General features: G+C 67.3%; 12 protein-coding genes. 10 read left to right on the top strand and 2 right to left on the bottom strand.

The genetic code is table 11. The features are described 5' to 3' along the window. Window positions 1–28 precede the first annotated feature (28 nt). Entirely contained in the window at window positions 29–1,444 is a 1,416-nt protein-coding gene (locus FLO80_RS18525) for a diguanylate cyclase (RefSeq protein WP_111365826.1), read from the bottom strand. Between the two features lie 85 nt (window positions 1,445–1,529). Between FLO80_RS18525 and FLO80_RS18520 the strand changes: the two genes are divergently transcribed. The 10 genes from FLO80_RS18520 (at window position 1,530) to modC (ending at window position 12,773) form a co-directional block, all read left to right on the top strand. Next, window positions 1,530–1,814, top strand: coding sequence for a DUF3572 domain-containing protein (locus FLO80_RS18520; RefSeq protein WP_111365828.1), 285 nt, complete (start codon window positions 1,530–1,532; stop codon window positions 1,812–1,814). A gap of 41 nt (window positions 1,815–1,855) precedes the next feature. Then, a complete protein-coding gene (locus FLO80_RS18515; RefSeq protein ID WP_111365831.1) occupies window positions 1,856–2,569 on the top strand; it encodes an HAD family hydrolase in 714 nt (237 codons plus the stop codon). Window positions 2,570–2,955: 386 nt separating this feature from the next. After that, on the top strand, window positions 2,956–4,512 hold the full coding sequence (locus FLO80_RS18510) for a trimethylamine methyltransferase family protein (RefSeq protein ID WP_111365836.1): 1,557 nt from the start codon (window positions 2,956–2,958) through the stop codon (window positions 4,510–4,512). Between the two features lie 225 nt (window positions 4,513–4,737). Further along, on the top strand, window positions 4,738–6,384 hold the full coding sequence (locus FLO80_RS18505) for a Na/Pi cotransporter family protein (RefSeq protein WP_111365838.1): 1,647 nt from the start codon (window positions 4,738–4,740) through the stop codon (window positions 6,382–6,384). A 194-nt stretch (window positions 6,385–6,578) separates the two neighbouring features. Further along, window positions 6,579–8,369 carry a DUF4153 domain-containing protein gene (locus FLO80_RS18500; protein WP_111365840.1) on the top strand — a complete coding sequence of 597 codons (1,791 nt, stop codon included), beginning with the start codon at window positions 6,579–6,581 and terminating at the stop codon, window positions 8,367–8,369. A 67-nt stretch (window positions 8,370–8,436) separates the two neighbouring features. Beyond that, a complete protein-coding gene (locus FLO80_RS18495) occupies window positions 8,437–9,024 on the top strand; it encodes a heme NO-binding domain-containing protein (RefSeq protein ID WP_111365842.1) in 588 nt (195 codons plus the stop codon). Beyond that, entirely contained in the window at window positions 9,021–10,064 is a 1,044-nt protein-coding gene (locus FLO80_RS18490) for a GGDEF domain-containing protein (RefSeq protein ID WP_246156730.1), read from the top strand. The genes FLO80_RS18495 and FLO80_RS18490 overlap by 4 nt, the downstream gene beginning before the upstream one ends. A gap of 119 nt (window positions 10,065–10,183) precedes the next feature. After that, window positions 10,184–10,963: a molybdate ABC transporter substrate-binding protein gene (gene modA, locus FLO80_RS18485; RefSeq protein WP_246156729.1), complete on the top strand. Its 780-nt coding sequence runs from the start codon at window positions 10,184–10,186 to the stop codon at window positions 10,961–10,963. Window position 10,964: 1 nt separating this feature from the next. Continuing rightward, window positions 10,965–11,642 (top strand): molybdate ABC transporter permease subunit, encoded by a 678-nt coding sequence (gene modB / locus FLO80_RS18480; RefSeq protein ID WP_111365845.1) that lies wholly within the window; start codon window positions 10,965–10,967, stop codon window positions 11,640–11,642. A gap of 3 nt (window positions 11,643–11,645) precedes the next feature. Next, on the top strand, window positions 11,646–12,773 hold the full coding sequence (gene modC, locus FLO80_RS18475; RefSeq protein WP_246156728.1) for a molybdenum ABC transporter ATP-binding protein: 1,128 nt from the start codon (window positions 11,646–11,648) through the stop codon (window positions 12,771–12,773). Here modC and ureG read toward each other — a convergent pair. Beyond that, complete coding sequence (gene ureG / locus FLO80_RS18470) at window positions 12,761–13,432, bottom strand: urease accessory protein UreG (protein WP_111366407.1); 672 nt, start codon at window positions 13,430–13,432, stop codon at window positions 12,761–12,763. The genes modC and ureG overlap by 13 nt on opposite strands. Window positions 13,433–13,439: the final 7 nt, after the last annotated feature.

Below are 13,439 nucleotides of genomic sequence, written 5' to 3'. Positions count from 1 at the left end.
CCGGGGCGACTGTGAGATTTGCGTCCTGTCAGGCGGCTGGACGCCGTTTGCAGAACGTGACGCGGTTGCGGCCATGTGCCTTGGCGCCGTAGAGCGCGCGGTCGGCGCGCGCGAGCATTGCGGCAGGGCTGACCGGGTCGCCTTGCGGCTTCGCGGGGTCGCGCGGCGCGGGATCGGAAGCCAGGGCGACGCCGATACTGACGGTGATGCGGACCGGGCGTGGCTGCCCGGGGATACGAAACAGCGTGCCCGCGATCAGCCGGCACAGCTTTTGTGCCGCCATATGCGCGATCTCCGGCCCGGTGTCGGGCATGGCGATCAGGAATTCCTCGCCGCCAAGCCGCGCGGCAAGCGCGTCCTGCCCCATGGCTTCGCGCAGGATATGGCCGATGCGCGACAGGATCGCATCGCCCGCGGCATGACCGAACGTATCGTTTACCATTTTGAAATGGTCGATATCGACGACCATGACGGCGCAATCCCTGCCGATCCTGGCGGCCTCTTCGACCATCCGGGCAAGCCGGGGCATGGCATAGCGCCGGTTGTGAAGCCCGGTCAGCGGGTCGATCACGGCCGCGCGCAGCCCTGCGCGCATCGAGCGGCGCAGCGTTTCGATCCGGCGTTTGCGCAGGATCTGTCGGCGCAGGCGCAGCGCCATCTCGCGGCTGAGCGCGCCGTTGCCCAGCACTTCGGCCGCACCCCGGTCGAGGGCTTCGGCGGCCAGCCGCGCGCGCGGGGCCACAAGCGCCACGATCACCCCGGCGTCGCGGGTCGCAGGATGGGCGGTCAGTTCGGTCAGCAGCCGGAGCCCGGTCTCGGGTGCCTCGGCGGGCAGGACCATGCCGATCGCATCGGGCACGTCGGTGCGCCCGATATGGCGCATCGCGTCGGCAATGCCGACGGTGGTCAGCCGATCGGGCATGGACCGGGCCAGAAGGGATTTCCATTTCAGCGCGGTATCGGCGGTGTCGGCCACCAGCAGCACCCTGCCGGGTGCGTCGAAACCGGCGGGCGTTTCCGCCAGGCCCAGCACCTGCCCTGCGCCATCGCGCAACTGCTTTTCCTCGTGGTTGTGGCGGTGGCGCAGCAGGCTGCGCAGGCGGGCGAGGAAAAGATCGTCGGAGAGCGGTTTGAGCAGGATGTCATCGGCCCCGGCTTCGAGCATGGCCAGCCGGGTTGCAGGGTCGTGATCGGCCGTCACCACGATCAGCGGGATGTCCTCCAGCAGCGGATCGGCCCGCAACGCGCGGGCCAGCCCGGCGGCATCCATGTCGGGCAGGTTGGCCGGGCACAGGATGAGATCGGGCGGCATCTGTCGCGCGAGGGTCAACCCCTCGGCCGCCGTGGCCGCCTGTGCCACCTGGTAGCAGGCCGCCGCGAGCCGCACCTTGAACGTGATGCGGTTGGTGGCGATGTCGTCGATGATGAGCACCTTGCCGGGCACGGGGGGCGCCTTTCGAACTTGACCCTTGTATCGCTCCGATCATTTGCCCAGAGTGGTTAAGAAATCCTTTCCGAGGCCATTAAAAATGTCGATGTCGCAGGATTCCGCCGAAACCATCGCGCTTCAGGCGTTGGCCTGGATCGCGGGGAGCGACGATCTGTTGCCGGTGTTTCTCGGCTCGACCGGGACCGCGGCCGACGAGCTGCGGGTGCGCGCGAAGGATGCCGATTTCCTTGCTTCGATCCTCGATTTCCTGTTGATGGACGATGCCTGGGTCGTCGGGTTCTGCGATACGGCGGGGCTTCGTTACGACAAGCCGATGCTGGCGCGGGCGGCGCTGCCCGGTGGCAAGGACGTCTATTGGACCTGAGCGCGGATAGGGGCGAGAGCGGTAAATGAGGACGGGGCAAGATGCGGCTTGAGGGGATCGTTTTCGACAAGGACGGCACGCTTTTCGATTTCGCCGCCACCTGGGATTCCTGGGCCATGGCCTTTCTCGACCGGGTGACCGGGGGGGATCGCGCATGGGCCATTGACCTTGGTGCGCGGGTCGGATTCGACTATGCCAATCAATGCTTTGCACCCGACAGCATCGTGATCGCGGGCACCCCTGACGAAGCGGCGGCCGCCCTTTTGCCGGGGCTGCCGGGGATGGCGCATGCCCGGCTCGTGGCGATCCTGAACGAGGAAGCCGAACGCGCGCCGCAGGCCGAGGCGGTGCCGCTGCGCGCCTGCCTCGGGGCGCTGCGCGCTGCCGGGCTGCGCCTTGGCGTGGCCACCAATGACGCCGAGGCCCCGGCGCGCGCGCATCTGGCGGCGGCGGGGGTGGTGGACATGTTCGACTTTATCGCGGGCTGTGACAGCGGCCATGGCGGCAAGCCCGCGCCGGGGCAGCTTCTGGCGTTTCTCGATCACACCGGACTCGCCCCGGAACGGGTGGCGATGGTGGGCGACAGCACCCATGACCTGATTGCCGGGAAAGCGGCGGGGATGCGCCGGATCGGGGTGCTGACCGGCATGGCGGGGCATGGCGATCTCGAGGCGCTGGCCGAGGTGGTTTTGCCCGATATCGGGCATATCCCGGGGCTGATCGGGCTGCATGCGCGCAACGTCCCGGCGGGTTAACACGCGCTGAAACCGGGATTTGCGCAACGGCACGGCCCGGCTGTCGTCCGGCTGCTGCCCGTGCACCGCCGCAGCGCGGCATTCGTTAAGGGAAAATTGATCAATGCACCGCGCGCCCTGTCACGGGCGGCTGCTCTTTCTTGGGAAAAATACTCGAATTCACCCCGCGTGATGTCATTCCGACGTTTCGTCAGGCGCGGGTCGATGCCGGTCGGACCGGGCCGAGCGAAGCGAGGCCCCCGCCGCGACGCGCATCGCGCGGCGCAAGGTCTGCGCCGGTCACGTCGGGCCACCTGTTCTGAATCCGACAGAACCCGTCGCAGATGAGCAGGCGGACGCGAAGCGCAAGGAGTTTGATCGGGGCGAAGCGATCAGGGAGGCAAGCCATGGCGAGAGCGGCAACGAAACGGCGCGGCGGCGGGCGCGCGGGCAATGCGGCGCGGCGCGGCGGGGCGGTGATCGAGCAGATGCCCTGGCGGCTTCCGGTCAATGCCGACCGCCCGACCGAACCTTTGAGCGAAGAGGGGGTCGCGGCCATTCATGACGGCGCGATGCGCATTCTCGAAGAGGTGGGGATCGAGATCCTCAACGAAGAGGCGCTGGAAATCTTCCGTGCCGAGGGAGCGACGATCGACGGCACCAACACCCGCGTGGGGCGCGAGTTCATCATGGAGATGATCGGCAAGGCGCCCGAAAGCTGGACCATGACGCCGCGCAACCCCGCGCATGAGCTGGTCATGGGGCGGGGTCACATCCTGTTCGGCAATGTCTCGTCGCCGCCGAGCTATTGGACGATGGAGACCGGGCGCAAGATGACCGGCACGCGGGCGATGTGTGCCGACCTGATCAAGCTCAGCCAGTATTTCAACTGTATCCATTTCTGCGGCGGCTACCCGGTCGAGCCGCAGGATATCCATGCCGGTATCCGGCATCTCGACGTGCTTTATGACAAGCTCACGCTGACCGACAAGGTGGTGCATACCTATAGCCTTGGAAAGGAGCGGGTCGAGGACGCGATCGAGATGGTGCGCATCGCGGGCGGGCACAGCCACGAGGAGTTCGAGGCCAGCCCGAAATTCTATACCAACATCAACTCGACCTCGCCCTTGAAACACGATCAGCCGATGCTCGATGGCTGGATGCGGATGGCGCGGGCGGGGCAGGGGCTGGTCGTGACGCCCTTTACGCTCGCGGGTGCGATGGCGCCGGTGACGATGGCGGGCGCGGTGGCGCTGAGCCTTGCCGAGAGCCTGATCGCGGTGGCGCTGGCGCAGGTGATCCGGCCCGGGGCGCCCTGTGCGATCGGCACCTTCACCTCGAACGTGGACATGAAGAGCGGCGCGCCGGCTTTTGGCACGCCGGAATACATGCGCGCGACGCAGATGACCGGCCAGATGGCGCGGTTCTACAAGCTGCCGATGCGCTCGTCGGGGGTGTGCGCCGCCAACGTGCCCGACGGTCAGGCGGTGTGGGAGACCGAGCACAGCCTGTGGGCCGCGATCCAGTCGGGTTCCAACATGGTCTATCACGCCGCCGGGTGGCTTGAGGGCGGGTTGATCGCATCGCCCGAGAAATTCGTGATGGATTGCGAGATCTTGCAGCAGTTGCAGCGCTACATGGAGCCCGCGATCTGGGCGACCACGCCCGGGGATCTGGCCTTTGACGCGGTGGCCGAGGTCGGCAAGCAGGGGCATTTCTTTGGCCTGCAACACACCCAGGACCGCTATACCACCGCCTTTTACCAGCCGTTCCTGAGCGATTGGCGCAATTACGAGGCATGGGACGTGGCCGGTGCGGTCTGGACGCCCGAGCGCGCGCATCACCTATACAAGCGCATCGTCGAGAGTTTCGAGCCACCGGCGATGGACGAGGGCATCCGCGAGGAGCTGGCCGATTTCGTGGCCCGGCGCAAGGCCGAGGGTGGCGCGCCGACGGATTTCTGAACCTGTGCCGCATCGCGGGCGCGGTGCCGGGATCGGGGGTCGGCTGGGGGCTCTGCCCCCACGGCGCAAAACGCTGCGCGTTTTGCCGCCTTCCCCCGAGGTATTTCAGGTCAGATGAAGACACGGGTGAAGATACGGGCGGGGCGTGATCCGTCCTGCGGCGGCGTGATCGTGGTCAAACCCCGCGCCGTGTCATAGAACCGCCTTGAACGGAGACAGTCGGGCATGGGCGACACGGGCGGGATTCTGACGGCATTGGGCGGTGTTGGCCTGTTCTTGCTGGGCATGACGATGCTCACCGAGGGGTTGCAGGGGCTGGCCGGTCAATCGCTCAGGCGGCTTTTGCGGCGGTTCACGCGCACGCCGTTGCGCGGGGTGGCGGCGGGCGCGGTGGTGACGGCGGCGCTGCAAAGTTCTTCGGCGGTGACGGTGATGGTGATCGGCTTCGTCGGGGCGGGGCTTTTGACCTTCGCGCAGGGTCTGGGCGTGGTGTTCGGCGCCAATATCGGCACGACCTTTACCGGGTGGCTGGTCGCGCTTCTGGGGTTCCGGGTGGATCTTGGCGCGCTGGCCCTGCCACTGGTATTCGCGGGCGGGTTGATCCGGCTGCTCGGCGGGGTGCGCGGTCGGCATGTCGGCGGGGCGCTGGCGGGGTTCGCGCTGTTGTTCCTGGGTCTCGGGCTGTTGCAGGCGGGGATGGCGGGGCTGAGCGAGGTGATCACGCCCGAGCGGTTCCCCGGTGACACCGCGCTGGGCCGGGCGCAGCTTGTCCTGATCGGGGCGGTGGTGACGGTGGTGACGCAATCCTCGTCGGCGGGGGTGGCGACGGCGCTGGTGGCGCTCGATGCCGGGGCGATCGGGTTCGGGCAGGCGGCGGTGATGGTGATCGGGATGAATATCGGCACCACATTTACCGCGCTTCTGGCGACGCTGGGCGGCACGGTGGCGGCGCGGCAGACGGGGCTGGCGCACCTGTTGTTCAACCTCTTGACCGGCGGTCTGGCCTTCGTGCTGTTGATCCCGTTCGCGCCCTTGGCCGAGACGTGGATCGCCGAGGGCGGGCGCGATGCGGCGCGGCTGTCACTGGTGATCTTTCACACCGTTTTCAATGTCGTGGGTGTGGGGGTGATCCTCATTGCGCTGGGCCCCTTCATGGCGCTGGTGCGGACCCTGCTGCGCGAGCGGCGCGAGGCGTTGACGGCGCGGCTCGATGCGCGGCTTCTGGTGCAGCCGGGGGCGGCGGTGGATGCGGCCGGGGCGACGGTGAGCGATATTGCGCGGCACATGCAGGGCCTGCTCATCGCGCGGCTGTCGCCGTCGGGACCGGCACAGGGCGACAATACGCGACTGCGGCAGGCGATGCGCGCGCTGGAGGAGACGCGCGGGTTCGTCGGGAAGATCGACAGTGCGGGGTTGAGCAGGCCGGTGCGTGCGCGCTATGCCGAGATCCTGCACATCCTCGATCATCTCACGCGGCTGGCCTATCGCATCGCGCAGGAGGAGCGCGTTGCAACGCTGCACCGGGCGCCACGGCTGGCACGGTTGGCGCGGATCACGCGGACCGGGCTGATCCGGGGGCTGTCGGGCGACGGGGCCGGGCAGGCGGAGTGGTTCGGTCGCTGGCAGGCGATCGTTCAGGCCCGCGAGCGGCGACTGCGCGATGCGCTTCTGGCGCAGGCGGGGCAGGGTGCGGACACCCCCGGTGCGGCGCTGGCGCAGATGGATGCGGCGCGCTGGTTGTATCGGGTCAATTACCATGTCTGGCGGATCTGGCTGCATCTCGACCGGATCGAGCAGTCGCGCGAGGGCCGCGAAGAGATCATGCCGTCGCCCGCGCGAGACGAGGCGCGCGCGGATGTGCGGGCCGATTGATGCGGATCGGGCGGATCTGGAGCGGTCGCCGGATTTCGGGGCTGTCCCGATGTGTGAATGGGGTTAAAGCGTTTCAGGTTTCAACGGAATCGAAACGCGCTGCCTCTCCCTTCGGTCGAACGCGCGTTTCGATCCGGATGTTTTCGTGTAAACCTGAAACGCTCTAATCTGGCGTGGAATCGAGGAGGCGGGACATGGCACAGGCAGGCGATGGCGCGATCACGCGCAACCGGGCGGAAATGGCCGCGATCGGCGCGGCGGCGGGGCTGGCGCTGTGGCTTTTCGTCGATGTCCTGCCCGATGCGCTGGACGATCGGCGGCTGTTGCTGGTGCTGGCCACGCTGATCCTGGGCGGGTTCGGCGTGGTGCTGGCACTGGGTGGGCCCGAGCGGATCGGGCGGGCCGCGCTGGGCGCGTTGAGCGTCGCGGTGCCCGCCGCAGGGCTGATCTGGCTGGCGTCGTTGCGCTATCCCGTGGCCCCTGACCTCATGCAATATGGTCACGGGGCGGTGGCGCTGGGCGCGATCCTGTTCCTTGCCACGCCTTTCGCCGCCGCCGGTTGCACCGAGCCGGGCGGCTGGCGGCGGTATCCACTGCTTTTTGACGCGGCGTGGATGATCGTGGTGCGCTTTATCGCGGCGATATTTTTCACCGGGGTGTTCTGGGCGGTGCTGATGCTGTCGGACCAGTTGCTGCAACTGGTGGGGATCACCATCATCGACGATTTCATCGACCTCGACCCGGTGCCCTATGTCCTGAGCGGGCTGTTGCTGGGGCTGGCGATCCAGGTGGTGCACGAGATGCGCGCCTATGTGTCGCCCTTTGTCATTCATCGGTTGTTGCGGCTGCTGTTGCCGGCCCTGTTGCCGGTGGTGGCGCTGTTTCTGGCGGCGATCCCGTTTCGGGGGCTGGGCGGTCTTTTCGGCGGGCTTTCCCCGGCGGCGACGCTGATGGGGGTGGCGCTGGCGGCGGTCACGCTGATTTCCACGGCGACCGATCGTGACGATGCCAGCGCGGCGCAAAGCGGGGTGGTGCGCGATGCCGGGCGGCTGATGGCGCTGATGCTGCCGGTCCTGGCGGGGCTGGCGGTCTATGCGGTGTGGCGGCGGGTCGATCAGTATGGCTGGACCCCGGATCGTTTGCTGGCCGGGTTGGCGGCGGTGTTCCTGCTGGCCTACGGGCTGGCCTATGCGGGGGCGGTGTTGCGCGGGGCGGGCTGGATGGTGCGCATCCGCACGGCCAACCGGTGGATGGCGATGGCCGTGGTGGCGGTTGCGGGGCTGTGGCTCACGCCGGTGATCGACGCGACACGGATCAGCGCGCAGAGCCAGTTGGCGCGGATCGAGAGCGGGGCGCACGAACCGCAGGAGATGGCGCTTTGGGAGTTGGCGCAACGGTGGGGCCACGCCGGGCAGGCGGCACTGGACAAGGTGGAGGCACGCGCCGAAACGGCGGGCGATGCCACCCTGGCGCGGGCCGTGGAACGTGCGAGGACGACGCGCTCGCGCTATGGGTTCGAGCAGGCCACAGGCGAGACCGGCACAGATGCGATGGCCGAAGCGGTGAGCGCGGTGCTTGTGCGCATGCCGGGCGCGCGGAGCGTTCCGGTCGAGGCGCTGGACCGGGTGCCGGGTTTTCTTCTGAGCGAGTGGGAGCGGGCCTGCGCCATGGTGCTGGGCGACGGGCGACCGGGATGCGTGGCCGTCACCGGGCCGTTTCGCCCGGGGGTCGAAGAGGAACACGGTTTTATCCTGTTGCATATGGGGGGGGATCGTTTGCAGGTGCAGGGCATCGTCTTGCGCGACGGTGCGCTGTCGCGGATGGGAGGGGCCCATGACATGAGCGGTCGCGTCGATCCGGGCACGCCATTGACCGGCAGCGCGGAGGCACTCATCGGTGCGGCGCTGGACGGGCGGTTCGAGGTCGTTCCGGCGGGGGTGAATGCGCTTCGGATCGGGGACGTGGAATTAATTCCCGACAATTGAGATCATTGAGCCTTTGTTAAGGCGGGCGGGGCAGACTTGGGGCCGATAACAAGTTGCCGGGTGCCGTATGCATGGGATGATCAACAGGGCGATCCAGGGATTCGTGACCGATACCTACGGGCCGGAGCGGTGGGCGCGGATGGCCTGTGCCGCCGGGTTGGGGTTCACCGATTTCGAAGCCATGCTGGTCTATGACGTGGCGCTTACGCCGCGCATCCTGAACGCGGTTTGCGGCGATCTTGAAAAACCCGGTGACGAGGTGCTGGAGGATATCGGCACCTACCTGGTCAGTCATCCCAACGCCGAGGCGGTGCGTCGCCTGTTGCGTTTTGGCGGGGTCGATTTCGTGGAATTCCTGCATTCGCTGGACGATCTGCCCGACCGGGCGCGGCTGGCGGTGCCGAATCTCGACCTGCCCGAACTCGAATTGCACGAACGCGCCCCGGATCGGTTCAGCCTGACCCTGCGCTGGTCCCTGGACGGGTTCGGGCATGTGATGATGGGGGCCTTGCGCACCCTTGCCGACGATTACGGCGCGCTTGTGCTGCTCGATCATCAGGACACTGAGGACGGGCGGGAGATGATCGACATCACCCTGATCGAGACGGGCTTTGCCGAGGGGCGCGATTTCGACCTGGGGGCGCGGGCGGGATGACGGGCGGCGCGGCACAGGGGTGCGCCGGGCCGGACATGGCCGCATGGCGGGGCATCCTTGACCGGTTGTGCCCGATGCATGTGCTGCTGGATGCGCGCGGGTATATCATCCATGCCGGTCCGACCTTGCGGAAACTGCGACCCGGTGCGCCGCTGGCGGGGGGGCGGTTTCTCGACCGGTTCGATCTGCGCCGCCCGCGGGCGGTGATGTCGATGGCCGATTTGATGGCCGCGTCCGGGGTCAAGCTGCACCTGCGGTTCCGCGATCCGCCCGCGACCGGGCTCAAGGGGGTTCTGATGCCGCTGCCGGGCGGGCAGGGTGCGATCGTGAACCTTTCGTTCGGGATCTCGATCCTTGACGCGGTGCGCGACTATCGCCTGACCAGTGGCGATTTCGCGGCCACCGACCTGGCGATCGAGATGCTTTACCTGGTCGAGGCGAAATCGGCGGCGATGGAGGCTTCGCGCCTGCTCAACCAGCGTCTTCAGGGGGCCAGGATCGCCGCCGAGGAACAGGCCTTTACCGACACGCTGACCGGGCTCAAGAACCGGCGGGCGATGGATCATGTGCTGGGCCGGGTGATCGCGACGCAGATGCCCTTTGCGGTGATGCATGTCGATCTGGATTTCTTCAAGGCGGTGAATGACCGGCTGGGCCACGCGGCGGGGGATCACGTGTTGCAGGAGGTCGCCCGGATCATGATCGACGCGACCCGCCGCGGCAAGGATACGGTGGCGCGGACCGGGGGCGACGAGTTCGTGATCCTGTTCGAGGGATTGACCGACCGCGCCGCGCTCGACCGCGTCGCGGGCAGGATCATCGGCGAGCTGGAAAAGCCGATCCGCTTTGACGGCCATGTCTGCCGGGTCTCGGCCAGTTGCGGCACCGCCCTGTCGAGCGACTATGAACGCCCCGTCGCCGCGCGGATCATGGCGGATGCGGATACCGCGCTTTATGCCTCGAAATGGCGGGGGCGGGCCTGTCACACCTTCTTCTCGCCCGACTTGCCCCTCCCGTCGCCGCCATCGCCGCAAGGGTGAGATATGGAACGCCGGGGACGTCCCGGAAATCCGGTCTGTGTCGGGGCTTGTGGCAAGGCTTGACCGGGTGGAGGCTCCATGCGATCTGTTTCTGGGAACATATCGCATGGAGATACGCGATGCCCCCCTTTCCGATGCGCCGTTTCCTTGGCGGTGTGTTTTTCCTGCTAGCCCTGGGGTTTGGGCCGCTCGCGGCGCGGGCCGAGACTGCGCTGGCCGCGGTGGCCGCGAATTTCGCGGAGACCGCCGAGGCGCTGGTGCCGCTGTTTCGCGAGGCCACGGGTCATGACCTGGTGTTGACCACCGGATCGACCGGCAAGCTTTATGCCCAGATCGGGGCGGGCGCGCCGTTTGACCTGCTCTTGTCGGCCGATGCGGCAACGCCCGCGCGGCTGCTGGACGAGGGCAAGGCCGTCGCGGGAAGCGATTTCACCTATGCGATCGGTCGTCTCACGTTATGGAGCGGCGATGCGGCGCGGATCGGCACCGACGGGCAGGCGGTGCTGCGCGATCCCGACCTGCGCTTTGTTGCCATCGCCAACCCCGATCTTGCGCCCTATGGCGTGGCGGCGCGCGAGGCGCTTGAGAGCATGGGGCTTTGGGCGGCGCTGCAACCAAAGATCGTAATGGGGCAGAATATCGGCCAGACCCATTCACTCGTGGCGACCGGCGCGGCCGAACTGGGGTTTGTGGCGCTCTCGGCCGTGAAAAGCCCGCGCGCGGTGACGGGTGGCAGCCGTTGGGACGTGCCGCAGGCGCTGTTCACGCCGATCCGGCAGGATGCCGTGCTGCTCAACCCCGGGGCGGGGAACGATGCGGCGCGCGCCTTTCTCGCCTTTCTGCGCAGCGATCAGGCGGCCCGGGTGATCGAGCGTTTCGGTTACGGCGCGGGGGGATAACATGGACTTTCCCGACCTTGGCCCGCTTTGGCTGACGATCCGGCTGGCGGCGGTCACGACGCTTTTCCTGCTTGTTGTCGGCACGCCTATCGCGTGGTGGCTGGCGCATACGCGGTCGCGGGTCAAACCGGTGGTGGAGGCGATCACCGCCTTGCCGCTGGTTCTGCCGCCGACGGTTCTGGGGTTTTACCTCTTGGTGTTTCTCAGCCCGGACGCCCTGCTGGGTGGGCTGTGGCTGGATGCGACGGGCAGCACGCTCACCTTTTCCTTTTCGGGGCTTATCCTTGCCTCGATGCTTTATTCGCTGCCCTTCATGGTGCAGCCCCTGCAGGGTGCGTTCGAGGTCGTGGGCCGCGCCCCTCTCGAAGCGGCGGCCAGCTTGCGGGCGTCACCGTTCGATGCCTTTCTCACGGTGGCCACGCCGATGGCGCTGCGCGGGTATCTTACCGCGACGGTGCTGACATTCGCGCATACGATTGGTGAATTCGGCGTGGTGCTGATGGTGGGGGGCAACATTCCGGGTCGCACCAAGGTGGTTTCGATCCAGATTTACGAGCAGGTCGAGACGATCAATTACGACGCGGCGCATATGCTTGCGGCGATCCTGCTGGTGTTTTCCTTTGCCGTGCTTCTGGCGGTTTACAGTTTCAACCGCCGCTTTCCGGTGCATGTGGGATAGATGATGGACCATCTGAACGTCGATATCCGGGTCCGTTATCCCGCGTTTGAACTCGATGTCGCGCATGATTTCGCGGGCGAGGGGATCACGGCGCTTTTCGGGCCCTCGGGCTGTGGCAAGTCCACGCTTTTGCGCTCCATCGCGGGGTTTGAACGCGCGGCGACGGGCCGGGTTGCCCTTGGCGGCGAGGTCTGGATGGAGGGGCGTCGCGGTCTTGCGCCGCATCGGCGCGGGGTGGGGTACGTGTTTCAGGACACGCGGCTTTTTCCGCATCTGACGGTGCGGGGCAATCTCGATTATGCACAGAAACGCGCGGGCCGGGCCGCTGTGCGCTATTCCTTTGACGATGTGGTGTCGGGTCTCGATCTTGCGCCCCTGTTCGATCGCCGCGCCGGGCAGCTTTCGGGTGGGGAGCGGCAGCGGGTGGCGATCGGGCGCGCGTTGCTGGCGCGACCGCGGCTCTTGCTGATGGACGAGCCGTTGGCGGCGCTCGACACGAGGCGCAAGGCCGGGATCATGCCCTATATCGCGCGGTTGCCGCAGGCGTTTGGCCTGCCGGTGATCTATGTGACCCATGCGATCGAGGAGGTGACCCAGCTTTGCGACCGGATCGTTGCCCTTGCGGCCGGGCGGATCGTGGCCACGGGGGGCGTGGCCGAAACGCTTGAGCGGCTCGACCTTGGCGAGATTCAGGGCCGGTTCGAGGCGGGGGTCGTGCTTGAAGGGCGCATTGCCGCGACCGATGCCGAGATGCACCTCACGCGGGTTGACCTGGGGGGCAGGACGCTCGAAGTGCCACAGATCCTGGGCGCGGATGGGGGCGTGGTGCGCCTGCGGGTGCGGGCGCGGGATGTTTCGCTTGCCCGGACCCGGCCCGAGGGGTTGAGCATTCGCAACATGCTGGAGGCAAGGGTGCTGGCGCTTGAACCCGAGGCGGGGTCGGCCTTTGCCGAGGTGCTGCTTGATATTGGCGGTCAGCACCTGCGCGCGCGCATTACCCGCGCCGCGGTGCAGGAGATGGGGCTTGCACAGGGGCAGCCGGTCGTTGCGCTGATCAAGTCGGTGGCCTTTGATCGGCAGGCCCTGCCGCGCCCGCTGCGTCGGGGGCGTGAGTTCGATCAAGCGCGATAGGCGACAGGTGTGGATTCATCGTCGGGCAGGTCCGAAGCCGTGCGGGAGGCAGAGAGAGACAGCCCGCCATCGGTTTCGAGAAAGCGGATGATCCGATCCAGACCTGTGCCGTCCCGCAACCGGGTCAGCACGTAGGGGCGCGCGCCACGCGCCTGGGCGGTGTCGGAGTCAAGCTGTGCCAGATCGACACCCACATGGGGCGCGAGGTCGGTCTTGTTGACCACGAGGAGGTCCGACCGGGTCAGGCCGGGGCCACGTTTGCGCGGGATGTCCTGACCGGCGGCGGTGTCGATGACGTAGATCGTGAGGTCGGCCAGTTCGGGGCTGAAGGTCGCGGCGAGGTTGTCGCCGCCGGATTCGATCAGGATGAGGTCGAGATCGGGGAACGCGGTGTTCAACTCGGCCACGGCAGCGAGGTTGATCGAGGCATCCTCGCGGATGGCGGTATGTGGGCAGCCGCCGGTTTCGACGCCACGAATGCGGTCGCCGGGCAACACCTGTGCGCGCATCAGGTGCTCCGCGTCTTCGCGGGTGTAGATGTCGTTGGTGATCACCGCCATCGAGCAGCGCGACGCCAGCGCCCGGGCCAGCCCTTCGGTCAGCGTGGTCTTGCCCGCGCCCACCGGGCCGCCGATGCCCACCCGGAGGGGACCGTTCATTGTTGTG

The organism is Aquicoccus porphyridii (assembly GCF_008369105.1).
Classification (GTDB): Bacteria; Pseudomonadota; Alphaproteobacteria; order Rhodobacterales; family Rhodobacteraceae; genus Aquicoccus; species Aquicoccus porphyridii.
This window is presented reverse-complemented; position numbering and strand designations above follow the sequence as displayed.

What these genes read in the sequence shown, in the direction of transcription:
- ureG (WP_111366407.1), bottom strand. Translation starts at nt 13,432, where the DNA reads ATGAACGGTCCCCTCCGGGTGGGCATCGGCGGCCCGGTGGGCGCGGGC.
- FLO80_RS18495 (WP_111365842.1), top strand. Translation starts at nt 8,437, where the DNA reads ATGCATGGGATGATCAACAGGGCGATCCAGGGATTCGTGACCGATACC.
- FLO80_RS18510 (WP_111365836.1), top strand. Translation starts at nt 2,956, where the DNA reads ATGGCGAGAGCGGCAACGAAACGGCGCGGCGGCGGGCGCGCGGGCAAT.
- FLO80_RS18500 (WP_111365840.1), top strand. Translation starts at nt 6,579, where the DNA reads ATGGCACAGGCAGGCGATGGCGCGATCACGCGCAACCGGGCGGAAATG.
- modA (WP_246156729.1), top strand. Translation starts at nt 10,184, where the DNA reads ATGCCCCCCTTTCCGATGCGCCGTTTCCTTGGCGGTGTGTTTTTCCTG.
- FLO80_RS18490 (WP_246156730.1), top strand. Translation starts at nt 9,021, where the DNA reads ATGACGGGCGGCGCGGCACAGGGGTGCGCCGGGCCGGACATGGCCGCA.
- FLO80_RS18520 (WP_111365828.1), top strand. Translation starts at nt 1,530, where the DNA reads ATGTCGATGTCGCAGGATTCCGCCGAAACCATCGCGCTTCAGGCGTTG.
- FLO80_RS18505 (WP_111365838.1), top strand. Translation starts at nt 4,738, where the DNA reads ATGGGCGACACGGGCGGGATTCTGACGGCATTGGGCGGTGTTGGCCTG.
- FLO80_RS18515 (WP_111365831.1), top strand. Translation starts at nt 1,856, where the DNA reads ATGCGGCTTGAGGGGATCGTTTTCGACAAGGACGGCACGCTTTTCGAT.
- modB (WP_111365845.1), top strand. Translation starts at nt 10,965, where the DNA reads ATGGACTTTCCCGACCTTGGCCCGCTTTGGCTGACGATCCGGCTGGCG.
- modC (WP_246156728.1), top strand. Translation starts at nt 11,646, where the DNA reads ATGGACCATCTGAACGTCGATATCCGGGTCCGTTATCCCGCGTTTGAA.